General features: G+C 70.7%; 22 protein-coding genes. 20 read left to right on the top strand and 2 right to left on the bottom strand.

Annotated elements, in window-relative coordinates; genetic code table 11:
• Positions 1 to 3 precede the first annotated feature (3 nt).
• The 13 genes from Q0Z83_RS55210 (at position 4) to Q0Z83_RS55150 (ending at position 14,623) form a co-directional block, all read left to right on the top strand.
• Positions 4 to 1,446 carry an SAM-dependent methyltransferase gene (locus Q0Z83_RS55210; protein WP_317791566.1) on the top strand — a complete coding sequence of 481 codons (1,443 nt, stop codon included), beginning with the start codon at positions 4 to 6 and terminating at the stop codon, positions 1,444 to 1,446.
• A 941-nt stretch (positions 1,447 to 2,387) separates the two neighbouring features.
• Positions 2,388 to 2,690: a hypothetical protein gene (locus Q0Z83_RS55205; protein ID WP_317791565.1), complete on the top strand. Its 303-nt coding sequence runs from the start codon at positions 2,388 to 2,390 to the stop codon at positions 2,688 to 2,690.
• A complete protein-coding gene (locus tag Q0Z83_RS55200) occupies positions 2,690 to 5,194 on the top strand; it encodes a sensor histidine kinase (protein ID WP_317797389.1) in 2,505 nt (834 codons plus the stop codon). Before Q0Z83_RS55205 ends, Q0Z83_RS55200 begins: the two co-directional genes overlap by 1 nt.
• On the top strand, positions 5,191 to 5,589 hold the full coding sequence (locus Q0Z83_RS55195; protein ID WP_317791564.1) for a roadblock/LC7 domain-containing protein: 399 nt from the start codon (positions 5,191 to 5,193) through the stop codon (positions 5,587 to 5,589). Before Q0Z83_RS55200 ends, Q0Z83_RS55195 begins: the two co-directional genes overlap by 4 nt.
• On the top strand, positions 5,586 to 6,221 hold the full coding sequence (locus Q0Z83_RS55190; protein WP_317791563.1) for a GTP-binding protein: 636 nt from the start codon (positions 5,586 to 5,588) through the stop codon (positions 6,219 to 6,221). Before Q0Z83_RS55195 ends, Q0Z83_RS55190 begins: the two co-directional genes overlap by 4 nt.
• Positions 6,222 to 6,233: 12 nt before the next feature.
• Entirely contained in the window at positions 6,234 to 7,436 is a 1,203-nt protein-coding gene (locus tag Q0Z83_RS55185) for an ABC transporter substrate-binding protein (protein ID WP_317791562.1), read from the top strand.
• Between the two features lie 18 nt (positions 7,437 to 7,454).
• Positions 7,455 to 8,273 (top strand): methyltransferase domain-containing protein, encoded by an 819-nt coding sequence (locus Q0Z83_RS55180; protein ID WP_317791561.1) that lies wholly within the window; start codon positions 7,455 to 7,457, stop codon positions 8,271 to 8,273.
• Between the two features lie 318 nt (positions 8,274 to 8,591).
• Positions 8,592 to 9,455: a branched-chain amino acid ABC transporter permease gene (locus Q0Z83_RS55175; protein ID WP_317791560.1), complete on the top strand. Its 864-nt coding sequence runs from the start codon at positions 8,592 to 8,594 to the stop codon at positions 9,453 to 9,455.
• Positions 9,452 to 10,453: a branched-chain amino acid ABC transporter permease gene (locus tag Q0Z83_RS55170; protein WP_317791559.1), complete on the top strand. Its 1,002-nt coding sequence runs from the start codon at positions 9,452 to 9,454 to the stop codon at positions 10,451 to 10,453. Before Q0Z83_RS55175 ends, Q0Z83_RS55170 begins: the two co-directional genes overlap by 4 nt.
• Positions 10,450 to 12,042 carry an ATP-binding cassette domain-containing protein gene (locus tag Q0Z83_RS55165; RefSeq protein ID WP_317791558.1) on the top strand — a complete coding sequence of 531 codons (1,593 nt, stop codon included), beginning with the start codon at positions 10,450 to 10,452 and terminating at the stop codon, positions 12,040 to 12,042. Before Q0Z83_RS55170 ends, Q0Z83_RS55165 begins: the two co-directional genes overlap by 4 nt.
• Positions 12,039 to 12,863, top strand: a complete 825-nt coding sequence (locus Q0Z83_RS55160; protein WP_317791557.1) for a tetratricopeptide repeat protein — start codon at positions 12,039 to 12,041, stop codon at positions 12,861 to 12,863. Before Q0Z83_RS55165 ends, Q0Z83_RS55160 begins: the two co-directional genes overlap by 4 nt.
• Before the next feature lie 198 nt (positions 12,864 to 13,061).
• The gene (locus Q0Z83_RS55155; protein ID WP_317791556.1) at positions 13,062 to 13,739 is read left to right on the top strand and encodes a hypothetical protein; all 678 of its coding nucleotides are present in this window, start codon (positions 13,062 to 13,064) and stop codon (positions 13,737 to 13,739) included.
• Positions 13,736 to 14,623, top strand: coding sequence for a hypothetical protein (locus Q0Z83_RS55150; RefSeq protein ID WP_317791555.1), 888 nt, complete (start codon positions 13,736 to 13,738; stop codon positions 14,621 to 14,623). The genes Q0Z83_RS55155 and Q0Z83_RS55150 overlap by 4 nt, the downstream gene beginning before the upstream one ends.
• On the opposite strand, the gene Q0Z83_RS55145 is transcribed toward Q0Z83_RS55150, so the two are convergent.
• A complete protein-coding gene (locus tag Q0Z83_RS55145; protein WP_317791554.1) occupies positions 14,620 to 14,814 on the bottom strand; it encodes a hypothetical protein in 195 nt (64 codons plus the stop codon). The genes Q0Z83_RS55150 and Q0Z83_RS55145 overlap by 4 nt on opposite strands.
• Positions 14,815 to 14,874: 60 nt before the next feature.
• Here Q0Z83_RS55145 and Q0Z83_RS55140 point away from each other — a divergent pair, with 60 nt between their 5' ends.
• The 7 genes from Q0Z83_RS55140 (at position 14,875) to Q0Z83_RS55110 (ending at position 21,222) form a co-directional block, all read left to right on the top strand.
• The gene (locus Q0Z83_RS55140) at positions 14,875 to 15,156 is read left to right on the top strand and encodes a helix-turn-helix domain-containing protein (protein WP_317791553.1); all 282 of its coding nucleotides are present in this window, start codon (positions 14,875 to 14,877) and stop codon (positions 15,154 to 15,156) included.
• Complete coding sequence (locus tag Q0Z83_RS55135; RefSeq protein ID WP_317791552.1) at positions 15,153 to 16,064, top strand: hypothetical protein; 912 nt, start codon at positions 15,153 to 15,155, stop codon at positions 16,062 to 16,064. Before Q0Z83_RS55140 ends, Q0Z83_RS55135 begins: the two co-directional genes overlap by 4 nt.
• 253 nt (positions 16,065 to 16,317) lie before the next feature.
• Positions 16,318 to 17,592: an MFS transporter gene (locus tag Q0Z83_RS55130; protein WP_317791551.1), complete on the top strand. Its 1,275-nt coding sequence runs from the start codon at positions 16,318 to 16,320 to the stop codon at positions 17,590 to 17,592.
• Positions 17,593 to 17,879: 287 nt separating this feature from the next.
• Positions 17,880 to 18,383, top strand: coding sequence for a hypothetical protein (locus tag Q0Z83_RS55125; RefSeq protein ID WP_317791549.1), 504 nt, complete (start codon positions 17,880 to 17,882; stop codon positions 18,381 to 18,383).
• 71 nt (positions 18,384 to 18,454) lie between these two features.
• Complete coding sequence (locus Q0Z83_RS55120) at positions 18,455 to 19,339, top strand: hypothetical protein (protein ID WP_317791548.1); 885 nt, start codon at positions 18,455 to 18,457, stop codon at positions 19,337 to 19,339.
• A 91-nt stretch (positions 19,340 to 19,430) separates the two neighbouring features.
• Entirely contained in the window at positions 19,431 to 20,447 is a 1,017-nt protein-coding gene (locus Q0Z83_RS55115; RefSeq protein WP_317791547.1) for an SAM-dependent methyltransferase, read from the top strand.
• The gene (locus Q0Z83_RS55110) at positions 20,440 to 21,222 is read left to right on the top strand and encodes an SAM-dependent methyltransferase (RefSeq protein ID WP_317791546.1); all 783 of its coding nucleotides are present in this window, start codon (positions 20,440 to 20,442) and stop codon (positions 21,220 to 21,222) included. Before Q0Z83_RS55115 ends, Q0Z83_RS55110 begins: the two co-directional genes overlap by 8 nt.
• A gap of 22 nt (positions 21,223 to 21,244) precedes the next feature.
• Here the strand turns inward: Q0Z83_RS55110 and Q0Z83_RS55105 are convergent, their stop codons facing one another.
• Positions 21,245 to 22,927: an enoyl-CoA hydratase-related protein gene (locus tag Q0Z83_RS55105; protein ID WP_317791545.1), complete on the bottom strand. Its 1,683-nt coding sequence runs from the start codon at positions 22,925 to 22,927 to the stop codon at positions 21,245 to 21,247.
• Between the last annotated feature and the right edge of the window lie 157 nt (positions 22,928 to 23,084).

The following is a 23,084-nucleotide window of genomic DNA, read 5'->3' as shown; positions in this document are numbered from 1 at the left end:
ACCATGCCGAGCCAGACCGCCGTCACCTACCCCACCCCGGCACGCCCGGACGCTTCCGGTACGGGGAAGGCCAAAGCCACGCCGAACCAGAAACTGGTGGGGCGGCTGCTGCGCATGGCCTCCGCGACCGAAACGCTTCCCGACGGCCGGCCAGCACGCATCCAGCGGCCGGAAGTGGTCGCCGCCGTCAACAAGATCATGACCAAGCTGTTCCCTGGCGTGGACCTCGCCGTGGTCAACGGTGGCTTCCTCGACGAACGAGAACTCGGCCGCTACGAACGGGGCGAGGTCTTCTGGCCGTCGAGGTATCGACGGGCGGCCTTCCGCGCGTTCTTCAACGTCGCGTCCGACGCCGACCTCGGCTTCTACCGTGCACGAGTGTTGGAACCGGTGCTCGACGACACGGATCTGGTACCAGTAAGCGATCAGGCCGGTGATGCGCCAATCTCCCGGCGTCAGCAGGGCGCACCAGAGATCGGCGAATCCGGACGCGCCGATCATCGTGACGCCGGGAGCGCCCACATCGCCCAGCTACGGCGCATCCCGGCGCCGCGGACCAATCCGCCGACGCGCTCAGGCGTCGACGACACTACGGTGCCCGGGGACAGGGAAAGTGCGCGGCCATGGCCTTGGCGGCCAAGCAAACTGGACGTGAGCCGGCCGCATTCTGCCCGTCGATACGACTACTGGCTCGGTGGCAAGGACAACTTTCCCGCCGACCGGGACTCCGGCGACGCGATCGAGCAACGCTTCCCGTGGGTGAGGACAGCCGCGCAGGCGAACCGCGCCTTCCTGGGCCGCGCGGTCCGCGCGATCGCTCAAACGGGTGTGCGCCAGTTCCTGGACATCGGAACCGGCCTGCCTGCTCCCGGCAACACCCACGAGATCGCGCAGCAGATCACGCCGGACGCCCGGGTGCTCTACGTCGACAACGACCCGATCGTCGGAACGCACGCCCGCGCCTTGACCGTCGGACACCCGGCCGGGCACACCGCCTACCTCGAGGCGGACCTGCGCCATCCCGAACAGATCCTGCAACACCCGGACTTCGGCGCGATCCTCGACCCCCGCGAACCGCTGTGCATCGTGCTGGCAGCGGTGCTGCACTACCTCCCTGACCTGGCCGAGGCGCAGCGGGCTGTCCGTGCCCTGCTGGACGCCGCTGCCCCCGGCAGCTTCCTGATCATCTCGCACGGCACACACGACTTCATGTGCGCCGATGACGCCGCCGCCTACAAGGCGATCTACGCCGCTGGCGAGATCGACGTCCGCACCCGCACGAAAGATCAGATCGCGACCTTCGCCTACGGCCTACAGATCCTGGAGCCAGGGCTCGTCGCCGTCAGCGACTGGCGCCCGGACGACGAGCCGGCCAAGCGGCCCTCGCCTCGACACGCAGGCCTCTACGGCGTGGTCGGGCACCTGCGGCCGCGGCCAGCGCCGTAGGGGCGAGCGCGGCTTAGGTACGGCAAGGATCGCTGCGCCGCTTTCATCGGCGTCCCATATATGCGGTGGATGGCCTCCGCGCGAATGACGGTATCCCCTGGATCCCTCCGTTTTCGGCTTCCGGCGAGTCATCAGCATGCCGCCACTTCCCGATGGTTTCCCTATGGCCGCCAGCGTCGATAGCAACCCGAGACCGCCAGAGCTTTACCGGCGGTCGTTTTCGGACTGGTCCGCGAGAGAGGATGTCGAGGCGCGGCTACATGAAGTGAACTTCCATGCCCAGCTGAGCGGCACTAGAGAGGGCTTCAGCCTCGTTAAGTTGCCGCTCAAGGCTATATGGATGTTGATCTGGCATCGTGGATGCACCTCATTTTGGTATTTCCTATAGTCGATGCAACTGTGATCCTTAAATGCGCTTGGGATTATGTCGGCACGAAGTGTTGGACAGCTGATACGACTCCGAGCAAGGCAGTGTTCCTCATGCCGGTGTCCCGTGAAGCCGACGTAGTTAATCGGTCCACGGACGCTGACGTAAGAAAGCACCCGAAGCTCGTCGTGTCCGACCGGCACCGTTTATTGAGAGGTTCTTCGTGTTTCCCTGCTGCGGTGAGGCGCTCTGCCCGCGCCGTACCGTCGTATGCCGCGGAGGCGCGTGGAGCAGAAGATCCTGTTTGACGACGTACCCCCGGTCAGACGTCGCGACCTCCCGTCGCCGACAAAGCAGGCTGCACCCGCCCGTCCCCGCATGCGCGGGAAGCCGGAACCCTTGCTGGGTTCCACGACACACGATGCGCCACTGCAACATCGGCCCTCGGGCCTGTTCATGCCCCCGGCTCCTTCGACGAGCCGGCCCAGAGGTCAGGCCCGTACCGGCCAGACCGGGCTACCGCCTCTGTCCGACCGAACGCGAAATCGGTCGGCCCTGCAAGGGATATCTCCTGATGGACCTAACTTTCCGGGCTTCGGTGCCGCATCTGCCGGCGGTGATCCCGATGATCGCGCGCAGCCGCGCCCGCCAGCCGGACCTCCAGCGCGGCACAGGCGCCCGGGCCGATGCGGCCTGGAGCATCGGGTGTGGCGCGCGCGTCGGCCGCGATAGGCGGCCTGCCGATCAGCTCCCCACCATGACCCGCCGCGCGGCCGACCCGATCCGTGATGTCGAGGACTGCGTTTCTGCCGGTCACCGCGTTGCTGTGCAGTCCGGCCGCGAAGGAGCGTCGATGCTCCGGGAGGACCGATCGTGATGTGGTCACGCCGCCGCCAGTCGGCGTTGCAGCCGGACCCGGTGGGGACCGGCACGCCGCGTGCTGGCACCGTGCCCCGCTCGTCTCGCCGCCGGTGGCTGCGCGATAGACGTATCCGCACCAAGCTGGCGATCATCCTGGTCTTGCCGATGCTCGCAATTGGGGCATTGGCGGGGGTGAGCATCATGTCGGCCGCCGACCGCGCCGCAAATGCCAGCCAAGCCCGCGCACTCGTCGCTCTCGGTGGACGCAGCGCCCACCTGGTCATGGCGCTGCAACAGGAGCGGGCTGCCGCCGCGCTGGTGTTCGCCGAGGCCAGCGGCAAGGCCGCCCTGGCTGATTACCAGCGCCAGTCGAGCGTCACGGACGCGGCGAGCGCGGCATATATCGCCGAGCGGGCAGACACCGAGTTGCCGGTCAGCCTGGTGCCGGTGATGAAACGTATCGACCGTGAGCTGGCCGGGCTGCCGGCGCTGCGCAAGAAGGTGACCACGTCCCCGGACGCCGTGCTCAGCACGGTCGCCTTCGCGTACCGGGCGGTCATCGCCGACTTGCTCACCTATCGCCAGGCGCTCGGGCAGATCGGTGTCTCGACGGCCAGCGCGAACGGTTTGCGGTCGGTGGCAGCGTTGAGTACGGCGATCGAGTCCACCAGCCAGCTTCAGGTGGTGGCGGTGCGGGCCTTGGCCAACGAGAAGTTGACGCCCGCCGTGCACCGAGAGATCGTCGCGGCGGGTGTCGGATCGACCGAGGCACTGCAGAGCTTTGTTGATCTTGGTGATCCGTCGTGGCCAGGTCTGCTCAACAGCCGGATCGGTGGCGGGCCGCAGATCCTGGCCGCAGAGCGGCTGCAGGGCCTGGTCACCAGGGCACAGCCCGGCGCGGCCCTGGAGTTGGGCACCGACGCGCGAGGCTGGTCGGCGGCAGTCGGCACCCGGATCAGCAGGATGCACGGGGTCGAAGCCGAGCTCGACAATCAGCTACTGGCTGACGTCACCGCCGACCGCGACGCCGAGGTACGCACCGTCATCGTCTCGTCGAGCGTTGTCACCGTATTGCTGCTGGTCGTCGTGCTGCTCGGGTTGGTGGTGGCCCGGTCGCTCGCCGGGTCGCTGTCGCGGCTGCAGGCCGCCGCGCTGGAGGTGGCCACGAGCCGGCTGCCGCGCATGGTGGAGCACCTGGACGTGGACAACGCCGACCCGTCCGCGGTCGCCCGGCTGCTCGCCACCGCGGCCGAGCCGATCCCCGTCGACGGCGACGACGAGGTGGCCCAGGTCGCCACCGCCTTCAACATCGTTGCCGCGTCCGCTGTGCAGATCGCCGGTGAACAGGCGGCACTACGCGCCGGGGTCGGCGCGATCCTGGTGTCGCTGTCGCGGCGTCTGCAGAGGCGCGCCGACGCGATGATGGCCAGCCTGGACAAGCTGGAGCAGAAGGAAATGAACCCCGATCGGCTGGAGAAGCTGTTCGCGCTGGACCACACCGCGACGTTGATCCGCCGGCTCATCTTCAACCTGCAGATCCTCGCGGGTGGGCGGGGCGGACGTCCCCGCGACGGGAGGGTGCCGCTGGCGGACCTGCTGCGCGGCGCCCTGGGGGAGATCCAGGACTACACCCGGGTGCAGCTCAGCGACGTCGAGCACGGTGTCCACATCTCCGGTGAGGTCGCCGATGAACTGATGCACCTGCTTGCCGAGCTGCTCGAGAACGCCACCCGATTTTCGCCGCCGCACTCCGCGGTGGTGGTCGACGCACGGCATGTGGGTGACCTGCTCCATGTCCAGATCAGCGACACGGGCATCGGCATGTCCGAGGCCCAACTTGCCGCGGCCCGCGATCGGATCGCCCATCCCCGCCGGCTCGACGAGCGCGTCACCCAGCAGATGGGGCTGCCCGTCGTCGGTGCCATCGCGATGCGGCACGGCCTCAAGGTCGACTTCCGGACGCGCCCGGAAGCCGGTACCACGGTGGATCTGACCGTGCCCGGCGCGCTGTTCGAGCACATCGAGGCACCGCTTCCGGAGCAACCGGCCCCGGCCCTGGCCAGAGTGCTGCCATCTGCTCACCAAGTGACCCGGGAGCTGGCCACGGTCCCGGCCGCAGGCGTGACCCGGCAGCCGCCGCCGTGGCCGTTGCCGGCCGGCCACGGCGCGGCGACCGCGGCCCCCGCCGAGACGGTGATCTTCGACCGGCTGCACCAGTCGTGGTTCGACCCGACCAGGCCGAGTCCGCAACCGTCGGTCGCGCCGGCCCGCGGGCCAGCCCCGGTCGTGCGGCCGCAAGGCGCCGCCGAGCCGGTAAAGATCACCGCATCGGGGCTTCCGATCCGGCCCCGCCGGCTCGACGTGGCCGCGCCGGAACCGGTGACACAGCCAATGGCTCCGGTGCAACGGGTGCCGGCTCAAGTCCGGCGGCAGATGAACGCGTTCCAGAGCGGGCTCAGCCAGGCCGGCCGACGCAATTTCCACTCTGTCCCCTTGACACCGGAAGGCAACCCACGATGACCGCCACACGCAACTGGGGCTGGCTGCTCGACCAACTCTGCGACCAAGTGCCCGGAATCAGTCACGCGCTGGCCGTCTCCGCCGACGGGCTGACGATCGCCGCCAGCCGCCACCTGAACAAGGACGACGCCGACAAGCTGGCGGCGTTCACCAGTGGCATCGCCTCGCTGACCGTCGGCGCCTCCAGGATCATGCGGGGTGGCGCGGTCGAACAGAACGTCACCGAGATGGCCCTGGGCTACCTGATCGTGATGGCGATCGGTGACGGATCGTCGCTGACCGTCCTGGCCGCGAAGGACTGCGACCTCGGGCAGGTCTCCTACGAGATGGCCATGCTCATCAACAGCAGCGGTGCGGCCCTGACCCCCGACCTGCGGCAGCCGCAACACGCATGAGCACGCCACCTCACGCCACCGGTGACGCCGCCAGCATCACCACCGGCGCCGACGCCACCCCACGGGCGACCTCCGCGAAGATCATCGTCGCGGGTGGGTTCGGCGTGGGCAAGACGACTCTGGTCGGCGCGATCAGCGAGATCACGCCGCTCACGACCGAGGAAGTCATGACGGCACCCAGTGCGGCGGTCGACGACACCCGGCTCGTACCGGACAAGACCACGACCACGGTGGCGATGGACTTCGGCCGGATCACCATCGACCCCACGCTGATCCTCTACCTGTTCGGCACCCCGGGCCAGGACCGGTTCGCGTTCATGTGGGACGAGCTGTTCCACGGCGCGATCGGCGCCGTGGTCCTCGCTGATACCCGCCGGCTGGAGGACTGCTTCGCCGCCGTCGACTACGCCGAGGCGCGGCGCCTGCCGTACGTCGTCGCGCTCAACCAGTTCCCCGGCGCCCCCACCTATGACCTGGACGAAGTGCGTCAAGCGCTGCGCGTACCCGACCCCGTACCGCTGGTGACCTGTGACGCCCGCAACCGCGACGACGTTCGCCTGACCCTGATCGACCTGGTCGAGCACGTCCTCGACCGGCGCCGCCGGCCGGCGCTGGCACTACCGATTTCCTGACGGAGGAGAACCGTGATCCGACGACGAATACCTCGCCGACTGGCCGCAGCGTTCACGGTCGCGGCGGTGCTGACCGCCGCTGGCTGTTCCGGCTCGAGCCTGGACGACGATCAAGAGCGCGCCGGCGGACCGATCCGCATCGGCCTGATGTGGCCCCAGTCCGGGGTCCTGAAGACCGTCGGCGACGACTTCGCTCAGGGCTGGAAGCTGTATCTGGACACCCACGGTGGCAAACTCGGCGGCCACGAGATCACGACCACCTTCGTCGACGAGGCCGACGGCAAGCAGGCCGCCCAGAACGGGATCAAGAAGCTCGTCAACCAGGATCGCGTCGACGTCGTGGTCGGCACCATCAGCTCCGACGCCGTCGAGAACGTCCACCCGGTCATCACCGAGAAGAAGATTCCCTACATCGCGACCGGCGGCCGACCCGACACCCTCAAGGACCTCACCTACACCTGGCACACGTCCTGGCAGAACCGTGACGCCGGCCAGGCCATCGCCGACTACATCAGAACCAACGTCGACGGCCCGGTCTACGCGATCGGTCCGGACTACAAGGGCGGCTGGGACCAGGTCGCCGGGTTCGTCGACGCGTACAAGGCCGGCGGCGGCACGCTGGCCAACCCGGGCGGCAAGGCCACCTTCACGCCGTTCCCGAACACCACCAATTTCGTGCCCTACCTCAACGCGATCCAGGCCACCGACGCCAAGGCGGTTTTCGCGTTCTTCGGCGGCACCAACGCCATCGACTTCGTCAAGCAGTACGCAACATCGGGGTTGAAGGGCAAGGTGCCGCTGTACGCGGGTGGGTTCCTGACCGAAGGCGCCGTCCTGACCGCCCAAGGCAGCGCCGCCGACGGCATCTACTCCTCGCTCAACTACGCCCCGGACCTGGACAACCAGGCCAACCGGGACTTCGCGACGGCGTTCGATGCCGCCTACAAGACCATCCCCGACCTCTACAACGTCACCGCCTACGACGCGGCCCTCGTCCTCGACCGGGCCATCGCCGCCGCCGGACCCAACCCCACCTCAGCCTCGATCAACGAGGCGATCAAGAACCTCGGCGCGCTGCCCAGCCCCCGCGGCGAGTGGAAGTTCGGCACCGAACACACCCCCATCCAACCCTGGTACCTGCGCCAGGTCCGCAGCGAGTTCGAGCGGGGCCGGGCCAACGTCCGGGTGCAGGACCTCACCACCCTCGGCAAATAGACCTTGAGGAGAACCCCCATGACCAGCGCCACCACCGAGGCCGTCGGCACGCCCTCGCAGTACACCTTCAGCAACACCTTCGACGCCGGAGCCCAGCTGCAGCTGCTGGCCGCCATCCTCGATCAGCACACCGAAGCCGTCCTCACGGAGACCGGTATCGAACCCGGCTGGAAGTGCCTGGACGTCGGCGCCGGCGCCGGCACCATCACCGCGTGGATGGCGGACCAGGTCGGGCCGGACGGCCACGTCACCGCCCTGGACACCGACCCCCAGCACATCCGCGGCGGCGGCAACGTCGCGGTCCGACAGGGCGACGTCCGCACCCTGGAGCTGCCCGAGGCGCACTACGACCTCATCCACGCCCGCCTGGTGCTGCTGCACATCGCCGAACGCGAGGCCGTCCTGCGGCGGCTGGTCGCCGCACTCGCGCCCGGCGGGGTGCTGGTGCTCTCCGAATGGGACGGGCAGCGCCGCGACTGGATGCTGCACGCCCCCACCCCGGAAGGCGCCGAAGCGTTCGACGCCTTCCAGGACGCGCTGCTCGCCGAGCTCACGGCGCACGGCGCGGACCTCGGCTGGGCACGGCGGGTGCCGTCCGCGATGGAGACCGCCGGGCTGAGCGACGTCAGGGCCGGAGTCCACAGCCAGTTGTGGGCCGGCGGTGAGCCTGGCTGCCTGCTGCACCTGTCCAACGCCCAGCAACTCCAGGACGCCCTGGCGGCCAGGGGTCTCACCGCCCAGCAGCTCGCCGTGCTGGAGGCGACCATGCGTGACCCCGCGACGCGCGCCTACTGCTACTGGACGTTCACCACCACCGGCCGCCGGGCCGAGAACTAACCCCCGAGAACGGTTTCCCACCCGCGTGAGGACGGCCATGCCACACCCCGATGACCAGCGGCAGCCGCCGCTGTCCCCGGGTGATGCCGCCAGCATCACCGCGACCGCTGCAGCCCGGTCCGGGCCGGTCTGGGCTCTGGCCGACACCAGCCACCTCCGGGCTGATACCGACCCCCCTCACGCGGGTGTGGCCGTTGCCTCGTGCACCAGCCGACCCCGGCCGGGCGCTCGAGGAGACAACCCGCACCACCGCCCGCAGCGACGCCGACCGTGGCCGCACGTCAGCGACAGCCGGCCCGGCCAGGCGGGAGGTCCGCGATGGGCGTGACCGCCGCGGTGACCGCCCTCGACGGGCTGGCCTTCGGGCTGCTGCTGTTCGTCGTCGCCACCGGCCTCACGCTGATCTTCGGCGTGATGAACCTGCTCAATCTCGCTCACGGCAGCCTCTACCTCGGCGGCGCCTACGTGGCCTACCTGTTCAGCGACGGCGGCCTGCCCGGCCTCGCCGTGGCGCTCGGCGTCGGCGTCGTTCTCGGCACTGCCGCCGGCACGACCCTCGGCGCGGCTCTGCGCCCGCTGGCCGGCCACGGGCACCTCGACCAAGCCCTGGCCACCCTCGGCATCGCGTTCCTCGCCGCCGACGCCTACACCACCGGCTTCGGCGGAGCCCCGCTGCCGATCGAGCCGCCCGACCTGCTCGATGGCAGCATCACCCTCGCCGACCACGCCTACCCGACGTACCGGCTCGTGTTCATCGCCGTCGCCGCCCTGCTCGCACTGGCGCTGCACCTGAGCGTCACCCGCTCCCGCTACGGCGTGATCCTGCGCGCCACCGTCGCCGACCGGGCGATGGCGGCAGCCACCGGCGTCAACACCCGCCGGGTCCAAGCCCTGGCGATGGGCGCGGGCGGCGCGCTCGCCGTCACCGGTGGGGTCCTCGGTGCCCCGCTGCTCGGACCGGCGCCCGGCGTGGACTCCACCGTCCTGGTGCTCTCGCTGATCGTCGTCGTGATTGGCGGGCCCGGCTCGATCGGCGGAGCCTTCGTCGCCGCCGTGCTGGTCGGCCAGGTCCAGACCGTGGGCGTGATCCTCGCGCCCACCACCGCGCCGTTCGCGCTGCTCGCCGTCCTGCTCGCCGTGCTGACCCTCCGCAGCCGTACCCAGACAGTGGTGCACGCATGACGACTCCCACCACACTCACCGGTCCGCCCACCGCCGACACCACACCGGCCCCCGGCACCCGGCGCCCCAGCCCTCGCGCGGCGGCCCTGCTAGCCGGCGTCGTGCTGGCCGCCGCGGCGTTGCCCTGGACCGTCGACGCCTACACCGTCTCCATCGCCTCCACCGCGCTGGTGCTGGCCACCCTGGCGATGAGCGCCCAGCTCGTCACCGGGATCGCCGGACTGCCGACGCTGGGCCAGGCCACCTATCTGGGCGTCGGCGCCTACACCGCCGCGCTGCTGGCCAGCACCGGACTCAGCAACGGCCCGCTGCAGCTGCTCGCCGCCGCCGGTGCCGGAGCCGTCGCCGCCGTGCTCACCGCGCCGCTGGTGCTGCGCGCTCGAGGCACCACCGTCCTGATGGTCACTTTCGCGCTCGGCGAGCTGGCCCGCACCGTGGCCAGCCAGTGGGCCACCGTCACCGGCGGCGACGACGGCCTGCACACCCCACCGGTCACCGTCTGGCCCGGCACCGCCCCGTTGCGCGCCGAGGGCTACATCTACCTGTACGTGCTCGCCTGCTTCCTGTGCCTCGCCGCCGCCGTCGCGGTGCTGCTGCGGACCCGGCTCGCGCTCGTCCTGCACGGCGCCGCCGACCACGAAGCGCGGGTGCGGGCCCTCGGCCACCACGTCACCCGGTCCCTGCTCGCCGGGTGGGCCGCCGCCGGCGCGCTGGCCGGCGCCGGCGGAGCGCTCCTGATCGCGGCGAACCACTACGTCTCCCCGGCCGACATGCATCTCGACGTGTCGGCGCTGGCCCTGCTCGCCGCCGCCATCGGCGTCGGCTCGATGCGCGGCGCGGTGGCCGGCGCGGTCGCCATCGTCGCGATCCGTGACCTGCTCGGTGCGGAGACCGGCGGCCACGCCCACGCCCTGGTCGGGGCGGCGTTCGTGGTGATCGCCTACCGCCGCCCCGTGACCGCATGGCTGCACGCCCGGACCGCACGGAGGCACCCATGACCACGCTGCTGCAGCTGAACGGCATCAGCCGCCGATTCGGTGGGCTCACCGCCCTGCACCCCATCGACCTCGACGTCACCGCCGGCAGCCGGCACGCCGTCATCGGCCCCAACGGCGCCGGAAAGTCCACCCTGCTCAACCTCATCGCCGGGACACTGCGTCCCACCGGCGGACGCATCACCTTCGCCGGCCGTGACATCACCCGGCTGTCGCCAGCGGCCCGCGCCCGGCACGGCATCGGCCGGACCTGGCAGCACCCTGCCGTCTGCGGCCGGCTCGCCGTCGCCGCGAACCTCGAGCTCGCCCTCACCCACCCCAGCGACCGCGCCGCCCGCACGGTGCTGCGCCGCCGCGCCTTGCACGCCCGCGTCGACGAGCTCATCGACGACGCTGGCCTGACCGGTGACGCCACCACCCGCGCCGGACAGCTGCCCTACGGCCTCCAACGGCAGCTGGAACTCGCCATGGCCCTGGCCACGCGACCCCGGCTGCTACTGCTCGACGAGCCGTCCGCCGGACTCGACCCCGACGAGATCAGCCGCCTCACCCACCTTATTTCCGCCCTCGACGATGACGTGACCGTGCTGCTCGTCGACCACAACCTCGACCTCATCTGGGACCTCGCGCACACCGTCACCGTCCTGCACCACGGCCAGCACCTGGCCACCGGCAACCCCGAGCAGATCCGCAGCGACACCCAGGTCGCCGACGCCTACCTCACCACCGACCGGCCCAACACTGCCCGCCGCCGCGACGCGCCGGCCGGGCCGATCCTGCTGCAGGTGCGCGATCTCCGCGCCGGCCACGACGGTGCACCGGTACTCGCCGGCGTTGATGTCGACATCCGGCAGGGAGAGGCCGTGGCTGTCCTCGGCCGCAACGGCACCGGTAAGACGACCCTGCTCAACACGATCGCCGGGCTGCTGCCCGCGCACGGCGGCCGCGTCGAACTGCTCGGCCACCCGACCGGCCGGCGACCCCACCAGCTCGCCCGCGCCGGACTCGCCATCGTCCCCCAAGGCCGCCGCCTGTTCGGCCCGCTGACCGTCGCCGAGCACCTCACCGCCGCCCACGCGGTCTCGCGCCGGGTGATGCCGCCGCCATCACCCGGCGACGTGTGGACCATCGAGCGCATCCTGACGCTGCTGCCCGCACTGGCCGGCCGCACCCGCCACCAGGCCCGGCAGCTGTCCGGCGGCGAACAACAAATGCTCGCCTTGGCCCGCGCCCTGCTCACCAACCCGCGGCTGCTCATTCTCGACGAGCCCAGCGAAGGACTCGCCCCCGCCGTCATTGCCGAACTCGCCACCATCCTCACCGACCTGACCACCGGCGGGCTGGCCGTACTCATCGCCGAGCAGAACCTCGCCCTGGCCACCGCCGTCGCCCACCGGGTCATCGTCCTGAACAGCGGGCACGTCGCCATGCGCAGCACCACCCACCGCCTAGCCGCACCCGAGCAGCTGCACCGCCTGCACACCCTGCTCGGCGTCGCCGGCCCCGTCGGCAATACGGCGCAGGCCGGCGAGGACCGGTTGGCATCCGTGATACCGGCCGAGGACGTTTCCCCACCCGGAGGCCTGCCGTGAACCGACTTCGTCGGCTGGCGCACCGCGCCCGCGTAGTGCATCTGAGCGGCGGCGACAACGGTCCCGAGCAGGCCCTTCTGATGCTCACCGATGCCCTGGCAACCATCGACCCGATCACCGCACCGGCCGACGCCGATCTGATCGCCGTGGCCAGTCAGTACGCCACGTGGGTCACCGATCCGCAAGACCAGCTGACCTGGGCCCGCTACGCCGAACGCGCCGGCCGGGCCCTCTACGGCACCGAGCACCCCCGCTACTTTCTCCTGGCCGAGGACTATGCCGACATCCTCATCGCCCAGGGCTTGGCGTATCCGGCCATCACCCTGTACGAGGCGGTTCTCGGCGCTTGGCTGCGCAACGGCAGCGACAACGAGCAGATCATCAACATCCACTACCTGCTCGCCCAGGCGCTGCACGCCGACGGCCAGTGCGCCGAAGCCGACGAACACAGCACCGCGGCGCTGAGCCTGCGCCTCGCCGTCGGCCGCGGTACCCACCGCGGGACCGAGGACGTCCTGACCGCCGCCGCAGCGGTTCGCGCCGGCTGCGGCCGCTTCCGCGAGGCCGTACAGCTGCTGCAAATCCACGGCCCTCAACTCGACTGGCGCGACTACCCGCCCGAGGCGGCCGCCGAGCTGCTCGCCCGAACCGAACGCGACCACCGGCGCATCTGCAGCCGCGACCGCACCGGCGACCCCGCCCCCGGCCCGCAACGCCGTGACGGATGGCTGGTGCTGCTCCAGAAGATCACGGCCCGCGGGATCGCACCCTTGCCAGGTGGCAGCAGCACTCCGCGCCCACCACCGAGCAGCTCCCCGTGATCGAGCTGCGCAGCAGGCCGCCGGTGCACGCCGCGAGCCGCCCCGCAGACATACCCCACCGGGTGCCTGCCGCGACCGCCGCCCGGCGGACAGCGCCGAGCGGCCGTATCCCGCCCCGGCCACGGAGCCACGCCTCGGCCCAATTCGCCAAGTCCCACCGTGTCGCCAGGCACGCTACCGATCAAAGGACATCCTCTGGTGACCGTCACACCCATCAGCACCGCCGCGGCGGCCGTCTCCCGGCTGCAGGCTTTACGGGAGCGGATCCGCACCGACCCCCGCCACGGGTTGCAGACGTTGCAGGACAACCCCGGCCTCGACACCGTGGACACCCAGATCCTGCTCGCCGAGACCTACCACCGGCTCGGCCAGCACCAGGTCGCCTACACCGTCGCCGGGCAGGCCGTCACCGCCGTCTCGCGCGCCGACACCGTCCGCCTCCTCGCCGCCCGCGCGGTCCGGGCCGACCTGGCCTGCCGGCTCGGCGACCCCACGGCAATGACAGCGTGTCACGACTACGCCCGCCTCGGCGCCCGGCAGAGCGACCCCGCCCGGATCGTCCTCGCCGGAGCCGTCTACGCCGTCGCCACCTACGGCCTCATCAACTGCGTCGAGGGAGGCACCCGCCTCGCCCGGCTCCTCCAGATCACCGACGACCGCAAGTACCGCGACCATCCCGTCGCGGTCGCGATCTTCCATGCCTACACCGTGATGCACGACATCTGCCGGCACCGTCGCCACCCCTACCCCGGCGAACCGGACCCGCTGCCGGGCGGGCTGCTCACCCCCGACCTCACCCAGCTGGCGCCCGCCGCCCTGGCCCAGCTCCTGCGGCACACCGCCATCACCCACCGATGCGCGAAAGGCCGCCGATGAGCAGGACACGCCCGAGCCCGGGCCGACGCCGGCCCATCGTCGTGCTCGCCGCCACACTGGTGACCCTGACGGCGTGCGCCACCACCGAAGCGCCGAGGCCTGAGTCGCAGCGACACCCCTGTTCGGTCGATCAGCCGTCACCGAGTACCACGGCGGTGGACGGCATCGTCAGCACGCAGGCGCGGCTGGCCGCGATGGCAGACACGATCACGGCCATACCCGCCGACACACGAACGGCCGCCGCCTACCCGTACTCCGCCGTACACACCCAGCAGTGGTCCATCACCGGCGACACCATCGAAGCCCACGACGTCATCATCTGGCGAGCCGCCGACGGCACCGCACGCACCAACACCCGCAAGCTGGCCCTGCACCGCGATCCCGCCCACTTCCCGGACCGGGCCGAACGGCAGCGCCTCGCCACAGCACCGGCTCAGATCGTCGACTACCCGCTGGCCAACGGCGCCCGGCTCGACGCTGTCATCACCGAACCCGTACCCCACGACCCACGAGCCATGGCCGACGCCCTCTCCACCCAGCACGGCACCGTCTGCCGGCGGCACGTTCTATTCGACCGATACCTCCAGCTCGCCGACGGCTTCTACCTCGACCAGCCGGCCCGCGCCGCCACCCTGCGCCTGCTCGCCACCATCCCCGACCTCACTTTCGACGGCATCGCCCGCGACCTGCTCGGGCGTACCGGCTGGGCTTTCGTACTCACCCGGCCCGGCCAGCACACCACCGACACGATCGTCATCGACCCCGCCACCGGCGTTCCGCTGACCGCGGCCACCGCCGAGGCCAACGCCCGTCATCCCCGGCGTATCACCCTCTACCTCGAACGCGACCGCACCACCACCCGCGAGCAACCACCCAACCCCTAACCCGACCGGCGCACCGGGTCGCACCACCACCAGCGATCCCACTGCGCTCCCTCGACGACCGCCATGCCGGCCTCACCCATGCGCCGTCCGGCGTTGCGCGGTCCCGGCAGCACGACCTTCCCGGTCGCGTTGCCGGGGCGGTGCGCTGACGTCTCCCCAGAACCCAGCGCACCGCCCACCAGTCCTGCCACGACGCCCCGAGCCGGAACGCGCCACCGTGGTCCGCCTCACCCACGTCAGGAGCCCTCGTGATGACATCAATCGCCAGCGAACCTGTCCCGGCACCCGCCACCGAGTCACCACGGTCCCGTCCCCGCCACGTATCGCCCCCGGTCACCGGAGATGCCCGCGAGGAGATCCGCCAGCGCGTCGTTCGGCTCTACCAGCCCGCCCCGGGCTCGGAGGACCGGCCGCTGTCGATCCGGGCCATCGCGAAGCAGCTGAAACGCCCCTACGGATTTGTCTGGAACCTGCTCAACGAAGCCGGCGTGCCGCGCCGACCCGCCCACGGCCACAAGCGCACCACCCCATGACCGGCCCCAGCACCCCGCATGACGGCACCACCGTCGACGAGCTCGGCAGCCTCGCCATGACCGCGTTCGGCCTGGCCGTCACAGGACACCCCGCCGACGCCGCCGCCCTGCTCGCCCCCGCGGTCAAAACCCTGGACCACACGGAAGTTCCCTCCCCGGCGCTGATCGACGTCAGCATCCTGTACGCCACGCTCACCACCGGCCCCGCACAGCTGCGCGCGGCGCACTACGCCTACCACGCCAGCCACCGCCTCTACCAGTGCGGGCATCCCCGCCGCCTGGCCGCCGCCGACGCCTACGGCATCGCCCTGCACCAGCACGGCCGTTACACCCAGGCCGTCGCGGTCCGGCGCCGACTGCTCGCCGGCTACCGCGTTCACCAGCCTCAAGCGTCGTTGTCTGCGGCCGTCGGGTTTGCCGCCAGCCTGCACGCTGCCGGCCACTGCCGCCAAGCGCAACTCACCGTTTGCGAGGCCTGGGACACCTGGCGCCACCACCCCGACGGCGACCTCAGCACCGGCACGACCCTCCTGCGCGCGATCATCCGCCTCCTGCGGTCCTGTCGCCGCGACCTCGACCTGATCGCCGTGATCTGTCAAGCCCGTGACACACCGGCCTGGGACGACCTGGTCATCACCCACACCACCACGCTCGCCGCGGCCGATGCGGATTACATCGACACTCACCGCGGCACGTTGTGCACCCACACGCCCCAGCAGGTCACCCGCACATCAGCCGCGGCGGCCAGCAATCTCCGGGCCGGCGGTTCATCGCCAGCAGGCACCGACCCGCGAGCCAGACCCGGCACCGGTTCGGTGGCCTACCAGCGACCGAGCTGGCACCCCGTACTCCGCGCGGCTGCGATCTTGCTGCCGGCCCTCGCCCTCGTCCTGCATCTCGTCACGTGACGACCACCGCCACACACGGCGGGCGCTGTTCCCGCACCCTCTTCCCGCACATCTGATCGGAGGAGTTGATGGATCCGCACCAGCGCACCGGTCGCATGCCACGACACCGCGGCATCGGGTGGTCGCCGCTCCCACACCTCACGACGACCACCCGATGCGGCCGTCCCAGTCGGCCGACAGCCAGGACGCCCGCCTCCGGCATCCCGGTCCACCGCCCGCGCGGCGCCGGACACGCCGAGCCGCAGGATCTGCCATGACCAGGGCGTGGCGGCCGCTGGCCGCGCTGCTCGTCTCCCGGTCCGGGGCGCTGACCGGACACCGGCTGCTGATGCTCGCCGTCCCGTGGCTGGTCATCACCACCGGAACGCTCACCGAGGCCGGCACGGTGGCGTTGTCCCACACCCTGCCGTACGTGATCATGCAAGGACTGTCCGGACCGCTACTCGACCGCGTCCCAGCAGCCCGGGTCGCTGCCGGCGGAGACCTAATCGGCGCGGCCGCAGTCGCGACGCTCGCCGCCGCCGGGACACCGCCCCTGTGGCTGCTGATGACCGCGATGGCGGTCGTCGGCGCCGCGGACGGCCCGGCCGCTGCTGCCAAGAACGTGCTGTTGCCGGACGTCACCGTTGCCGCACGTCAGCCGTCCGATCGTGGGCAGGCCCTCGCCGTCGTCGCTGAAAGTGCCGCCAGCACCCTCGGCCCCGCCGTGGCCGGTGTGCTGATCAGCCTCTACGGCACCTCGCGCACCCTGTGGCTGGTCAGCCTGCTGTTCAGCGTCGCCTCCGCGCTCGCCTGGCGCATCCGAGTCGCCGACCGCCGGACCGTCGCCAGCAAACCGGACTCCTACCTGCGACAACTATGGGCGGGTGTCCGAGTGGTCTTCCGCGATCGGCCACTGCGCGCCATCACCGTCATGTATGTCGTCACCAACTGCCTCGACAGCGGCCTGATCGTCATTCTCATCCCCCTATGGGCGCGAGAAAACGGGCACGATCCCACGTTCACGGGCCTCTTGCTGAGCGCCGCCGGCGGCGCGGCGGTCTGCTCCGCCATCGCTGCCGCCTGGCTCGGCGCCCGGCTACCCCGCCAAGCCGCCTACCTGGCCGGCGTGATCATCAGCGGTCCCACCCGCATCATCGTGCTCGCCGTGGACTGCCCCCCCGCGGTCATCATCGCGGTCTACGTGATAGCCGGCGTGGGAAGCGGGATCTTCAACCCCGCGCTGAGAGCCACCATCGCGGAGGTCGCCCCCGCTGAACTGCGGGGGCGGGTGTTCGCGCTGGTCGACGCGCTCAGCTGGATCGGCCTGCCCATCGCCGGCCTGCTCGCCATCACAGCGGTCAACGCCGCCACGCTGACGGGCACGTTGTGGGCGTTCGGCATCGCCTACCTGCTCGCGGTGCTGTACCCGGCCCGGCGTATCACCCGGCACCCCACCCTTCCGGTGGTCGCCGCGATCCCCGCACCACGCCGCCCCCGCGAACCCGGCACCACCAGCCGCGACATCACCCCGCAATGGAGCACCTGACATGCCCCACCGGTCCGCCAATCGCCGCCGTCCCACGTCGCCCGGGCCGTCAGCAGTGCGCCGATCGCCAGCCGACGCGTCATCTCACGTCTCGTCCCGGAGGGCGACGTCCTGCTTTGCGGCGGCGATCCGATCCAGCACCGAGAAGTCCTGCACGCCGGCGAATTGTCACCCGCTCCCGTCGCTGGCAGCCGACGCCGGACAACGCCGCGCCTGATCTGACCACACGATCACCAGGCCCACAGCTTGCTCTGCACTCGCATGACAAAGGGAAGGCGACTCCGTCGATGAACCGTCGCACTGCCGTCGTCGCCGCACTCATCGTCGCGGCATCGCTCGCCTCCGCCGCGTACGCGGCCTGGCCCACTCCTCGGCCTACGCCGCCGCCGGCCTCGCAGCTCGACAGCACCGGACAAGGCACCTTCCACCGCAAGGACGGTGCGCCCCTGCTGACCGTCACCAACGCACCGGCCACCACGGCAAGGCCTGACTGCCCGGCCGACACCCTGTGCCTGTACGCAGCCCCCGACTTCGGCTATCCCCGGGTCACCACCACAGCATGCGGACACATCGATTTGCGCTGGATCGGATGGGAACGCCGCCCGCGTTCCATCCACAACAACCTGCCCCCCGGTGGCCACCCGAACGAGACCGTCGGCTTCTTCCGCTCCGATGCCGGCGGCGGCCCGCCCAGCGAGGCGACCGAGCATCTGCTCCTCACGCTCACCGCGAGCACCCGCACCGCAGAGAACGCGCCGCCGGACATCGACTGGCTGCACCACCGCTGCTGAACCTCAGCCCTTACCCGAGCCGCCCGGCCCGAGGCCCGCCCTCAGCAAAGCACCGCCAACCGAGAGACATCATGACCACCACCGGCACGACTACAAGGCACCGACTGCTCTGGATCGCCGGAATCGGCATGGTGACAGCTGTCGCCGTCGGCCTGCTCATCGTCGTTCTGCCGCACCAGGAGCCCGCCCACGCCGCCACGCCCGCCCCGCTTCCGATCACCACCGCCGCGGCGGGCGTCGCCCCGGTCACCCTCACCGACCTCGCGCGTACGGCCCTGACCGACACCACCGGCTCGGCCGGGACTGTGGATCACCTCATCACCGAGCGCTGGGACGTGCACTCAGCAGTCGCCGACGGAGACGTCACCTCGGCCATGTTCCCGTCCCGGCGAGAGTTGTGGCGCGCGAGCGACGGCCGGGCCCGAACGATCGACCTCTTGCTGGCTCCGGGCGCCTCCACCGCCGACATCCACGCCTTCGTCGGCCCCGACGCCCCCACCGGCCGCTCCGTCCGCAACGACTACGCGGCGGGGACCTTCGCGGTGGCGTTCGCTGGCCGGCCACCGACCGACCCTGACGAACTCGCCGATTGGCTGGCCCGCAACTCCACCCGCGACGACGCGGTCATCGTCGGCGTCACCGACCTTCTCCTGGAGAGGGTCCTGACCGGCCGCGAACGCGCCGCCGTCCTCACCGTCCTCGACGGCCACACCACGCTGACCTATGCCGGCACCAGCACCGACCGCGCCGGCCGCCCCGGCGTCGCCTTCACCGCAGCCAGCACCGCGTCCGGCGGCCAAAGCCAGTACGTGTTCCTGATCGAGGCGGCCACCGGCCGGTTCCTGGCCTCCGAACAGATCTCCACTGGCGGTGCGCCCGCCCTCAAGCTCACCTATCCGGCCGTGCTCAGCTACCGCACCTACCGGCAGGCCGACACCGTCGCGGCCATCCCTTGACCGACACCGCAGGGCCGGCAGCAAAGCGACCGGCCCGTGCCACACCCCGCTGTCCGACCCTAGCGACCATCCGATCTCGAGGAATCGACCGATGACCGAAGCTCCACCGCCTGGACCCCACGCCTCCGGCGACCCGAGCCACGACACAGCACCTCGACGCCAACCGGGGTCGGCCGAGCCCCGCTGGATTCCGGAGGAGACGGAAATCGTCGCCGCAGCACCAGCGCGGATCTACAACTACGCGGTGGGCGGCATGCACAACTTCCAGGCCGACCGGGACCTGTGGGACCGCATCGAAGGCGTCTACCCACCGGCCCGGCGGGCGGCCCGCGCCAACCGTGAAGTCCTCGAACGCGTCACCGAATGGCTGAGCACGTGCGGCATCCGCCAGTTCCTCGACATCGGGGCGGGGATCCCCGTTCTCGGCGCCACCCACGAGACCCTCCACGATCTCGACCCGGACGCTCGCGTGGTCTACATCGACATCGACCCCATCGCAGTCGAACAGGCCCGGCAGCTACTCCGCGACCACCCGCGCGCCCACGCCGTCCGCGGTGACCTGCTCGACCCGGACCACATCGTCTACCACGACGCCGTCATGAGCTTCCTCGACTTCGGCGAGCCGGTCGCCGTAGTCCTCGGAACGGTCCTGCAGTTCATCACCGACGACGCGACCGCCGCCCACAGCATCACCGGCCTCGTCGAGGCCCTGGCTCCCGGCAGCCTGCTGGTCATCACCCACGCAACACCCGATCCCGACCAGCGGCGACGTCAAGAAGTCGCCTACCAGCTGTTCGAGCAACACACCCCGACACCCGCCGTCCTGCGCACCGCCGGCCAACTCGCCGCCCTCATCGATCCCCGGTTCACCCTGCTTTCGCCCGGCATCGTCACTGCAGACCAGTGGCAGGCCGAACCCGGCGGCTACCACCACCTGCGCTGGCTCGACGGCCAGCCTGCGCCCAGTGTGCTCGCCGCTGTTGCCCGTCTGCGATCGGCGCATCAACCAGCCGGCGACCACACACCCCCCGCCGCATCACCTCCAGCCTCCGCGCCGGCCGCCCCCGAGGCCGGCGCGTACACACCCGGGACTGCACAGGATGTATGAATCCATCGAAGACTGGAACACGACGGTGCCCAACGCCGGCCGAATCTACGACCACCTGCTCGGCGGCGCCAGCAACTTCATCTACGACCGCGAGGCCGCCGAAGACATCCTCACCGCGTTACCGCAGGCCCGCAGCATCGCCCGCGCCAACCGCGCCTTCCTGACAACCGTCGTCCGGCACCTGCTGGACCTCGGCATCCGGCAGTTCCTCGACATCGGCTCCGGTATCTCCGCCGTCCAGCCCATCCACGAGATCGCCGTCGACGCCCGCATCGTCTACGTCGACCGCGACCCCACCGCGGTCGCCCACAACACCTTCGCCCTGTACAACCGGTGGGACGCCACGGCCGTGCGCTGCGACCTCCGGTACCCCGACGATCTGCTCTCCAACGACGGCGTGCGCGACGTGATCGACTTCGACCAGCCGGTAGCTCTGCTGCTCATGGCTGTGCTTCAGTTCGTCGCCGACAGCGACGCCTACCCCGCGGTCGCCACCTTGCGAGATGCCCTGGCTCCCGGCAGTTACCTCGCCCTGTCGCATCCCGTCGCAACTCCAGCCGCCGCCGAGTACAGCGCCTCGATTGTCCAGGTGTACCGGCGCACGACCACTCCGATCCTGAGCTGCCGCGATCGTACGCAGATAGCGAGGTTCTACGAAGGGTGGGATCTCGTGCCGCCGGGCCTGGCCTCGGTCGCCGCCTGGCGTCCTGGGGCGGATACCGGCACCGATATCGGCGACTTCCCTGTGGTTGGCGCACTGGCACGCAAACCCTGACCACAACAGCGCAAGCGGTCACTCACGGGGCCAGAAGGTCAGGCACGGGTTTGCCGAGCTTCGACACGAACACACGGCGGGCAGCGGCGAAGCCCGATCGATCGTTGAAAAGGTCGTAACTCATTTCCCCGAGTTCCCGGGCCTCGAAGACACCGAGGGGTGGTGACGCGGCAAGTCGGCGCTGCTTGGCCTCAGCCCGAGCGCGAACCAGGGCCGGGTCTGCTTCCTCCGCCGCCAAGGTGGCCAGCCATTCGAGGAAGCGGCCGGGGTGTCGGGGTCCGACGTCGTCAACGAGTCCGATCCGGGATGCGTGGTCGGCACTGATCGGGACCTTGTCGGACAACAGGCGTCGCGCGTGTTCGACGCCGACTCGGGCCGGCAGAGTGTAGGTGTGCAGTTCGGACCCGAAGAGGCCGATGTCGTAGTAGGGGTTCAAGACGATGCCGTCGCGGGCGGCCACCACGTCGGCGCCGAGCCCGAGCATGGCTCCGCCTGCTCCGGCGGAACCGTTGTACGCGGAGACCACCGTCTGCCTGGTGCAGGTGATGATCTCCTTGCAGACTTCGTTGATGGCCCGGATGTTCGCCCAGCCCTCGGCGGCCGGGTCCGGCGCGTTATCGATCACGTTGAGGTGGATGCCGGTGCTGAAGGCCTCGGTGCCGCTGCACAGCACCACGACTCGGGTGTCCTGCTCCACGGCGTGCCGCAGCCCGGACAGCAGGCGGCGGCAGTGCCCCGCGGCCATGGCTCCGTTGTAGAAGTCGAACCGCAGCCAGCCCACCGCGTCGTCGCGCCGGTAGCGGATCTGCCCGTACCCGGAGACCGTGTCCGGGGCACGGCCTGACTTCGCGGCCGCGTGTGCCACCCCGCGCACGAGCGAGCCGAGTGCTGTCACCGCGGGCAGCTTGATACCGGGCCGTCCATCGGCGGTGACCGGCCGCAGGTGTCCCAGCCACACGCTGCCGCCACCGGCAGCGATCAGCACTGCACCTTCGCGGCGCAGCAGAACCTCGCCGGGCCGGCCCTTGCGGACGGGACCGCGATGAGCGTCGTAGGCGTACACCGGCAGGCCGGCGATCTCGGTCAGTACCCCCGGTGCCCCGTCGGCGGCCCGGACCCGGCGCAGAATGTGCTCGACCGGGCCTGCCCAGTCGATGGCCCGGTCGGCCTGCCGCATCGCCGGCCGTGGTCGGGCGCCGGGGATCTCGGCCGGAAGGTCCTTCGCGGGCGTCGCGATGAACATCGGATCGCTCGCCTTCTCGACTACCTCGAGGACGCACTCCAGGGCGGCGTCAGCGACCGGCCCCGCATACAGCGCTGACTTACGCATCGCGGTCGCCGGCATGGCGAAGGTGCGTGTCGCCCAGACCGGGCCGGAGTCCATCTCTTCGACCGCCTGCAGGGCGGTCACACCCCAGCGGGCCATCCCGTCGCTGATCGCCCAGTCCAGCGACGACGGGCCCCGGTCACCGACCGGGCCCGGATGCAGGATCACGGTCGGCCAGCGCTGCCATACTTCGGCCGACACCCGCTTGGTCAGGTAGGGGCAGAGAATCAGGTCTGGTTGTGCCGCGGTGACCCCGGCGATGATGTCCGGGCCGTCGCCGGCGAGGTGCACGCCGACGTCGTGCCCGAGGTCACGCAGCGTGAGCCAAACGCGCTGGCTGAGGCCGTTGAAAGCGCTGACAAGCAGCAGGATGCGCACGATTCCTCCGTGCAGTCTCAGACAGAAATGGGGGCGGCCTTGGCGTCGTTTCTTCGTGCACCCGGAACGTCGGAGCCCGACAACGCTGTAGGTCAGGCGGACCACGGAGTGAGGACGCGGGGCCAGGAAATGACCGGGGTGCGGTGGTACCCCGCCC

Source organism: Actinoplanes sichuanensis (genome assembly GCF_033097365.1).
GTDB classification, from domain to species: domain Bacteria; phylum Actinomycetota; class Actinomycetes; order Mycobacteriales; family Micromonosporaceae; genus Actinoplanes; species Actinoplanes sichuanensis.
This window is presented reverse-complemented; position numbering and strand designations above follow the sequence as displayed.

What these genes read in the sequence shown, in the direction of transcription:
- Q0Z83_RS55210 (WP_317791566.1), top strand. Translation starts at nt 4, where the DNA reads ATGCCGAGCCAGACCGCCGTCACCTACCCCACCCCGGCACGCCCGGAC.
- Q0Z83_RS55205 (WP_317791565.1), top strand. Translation starts at nt 2,388, where the DNA reads ATGGACCTAACTTTCCGGGCTTCGGTGCCGCATCTGCCGGCGGTGATC.
- Q0Z83_RS55200 (WP_317797389.1), top strand. Translation starts at nt 2,690, where the DNA reads ATGTGGTCACGCCGCCGCCAGTCGGCGTTGCAGCCGGACCCGGTGGGG.
- Q0Z83_RS55195 (WP_317791564.1), top strand. Translation starts at nt 5,191, where the DNA reads ATGACCGCCACACGCAACTGGGGCTGGCTGCTCGACCAACTCTGCGAC.
- Q0Z83_RS55190 (WP_317791563.1), top strand. Translation starts at nt 5,586, where the DNA reads ATGAGCACGCCACCTCACGCCACCGGTGACGCCGCCAGCATCACCACC.
- Q0Z83_RS55180 (WP_317791561.1), top strand. Translation starts at nt 7,455, where the DNA reads ATGACCAGCGCCACCACCGAGGCCGTCGGCACGCCCTCGCAGTACACC.
- Q0Z83_RS55175 (WP_317791560.1), top strand. Translation starts at nt 8,592, where the DNA reads ATGGGCGTGACCGCCGCGGTGACCGCCCTCGACGGGCTGGCCTTCGGG.
- Q0Z83_RS55170 (WP_317791559.1), top strand. Translation starts at nt 9,452, where the DNA reads ATGACGACTCCCACCACACTCACCGGTCCGCCCACCGCCGACACCACA.
- Q0Z83_RS55165 (WP_317791558.1), top strand. Translation starts at nt 10,450, where the DNA reads ATGACCACGCTGCTGCAGCTGAACGGCATCAGCCGCCGATTCGGTGGG.
- Q0Z83_RS55150 (WP_317791555.1), top strand. Translation starts at nt 13,736, where the DNA reads ATGAGCAGGACACGCCCGAGCCCGGGCCGACGCCGGCCCATCGTCGTG.
- Q0Z83_RS55140 (WP_317791553.1), top strand. Translation starts at nt 14,875, where the DNA reads ATGACATCAATCGCCAGCGAACCTGTCCCGGCACCCGCCACCGAGTCA.
- Q0Z83_RS55135 (WP_317791552.1), top strand. Translation starts at nt 15,153, where the DNA reads ATGACCGGCCCCAGCACCCCGCATGACGGCACCACCGTCGACGAGCTC.
- Q0Z83_RS55130 (WP_317791551.1), top strand. Translation starts at nt 16,318, where the DNA reads ATGACCAGGGCGTGGCGGCCGCTGGCCGCGCTGCTCGTCTCCCGGTCC.
- Q0Z83_RS55125 (WP_317791549.1), top strand. Translation starts at nt 17,880, where the DNA reads ATGAACCGTCGCACTGCCGTCGTCGCCGCACTCATCGTCGCGGCATCG.
- Q0Z83_RS55120 (WP_317791548.1), top strand. Translation starts at nt 18,455, where the DNA reads ATGACCACCACCGGCACGACTACAAGGCACCGACTGCTCTGGATCGCC.
- Q0Z83_RS55115 (WP_317791547.1), top strand. Translation starts at nt 19,431, where the DNA reads ATGACCGAAGCTCCACCGCCTGGACCCCACGCCTCCGGCGACCCGAGC.
- Q0Z83_RS55110 (WP_317791546.1), top strand. Translation starts at nt 20,440, where the DNA reads ATGTATGAATCCATCGAAGACTGGAACACGACGGTGCCCAACGCCGGC.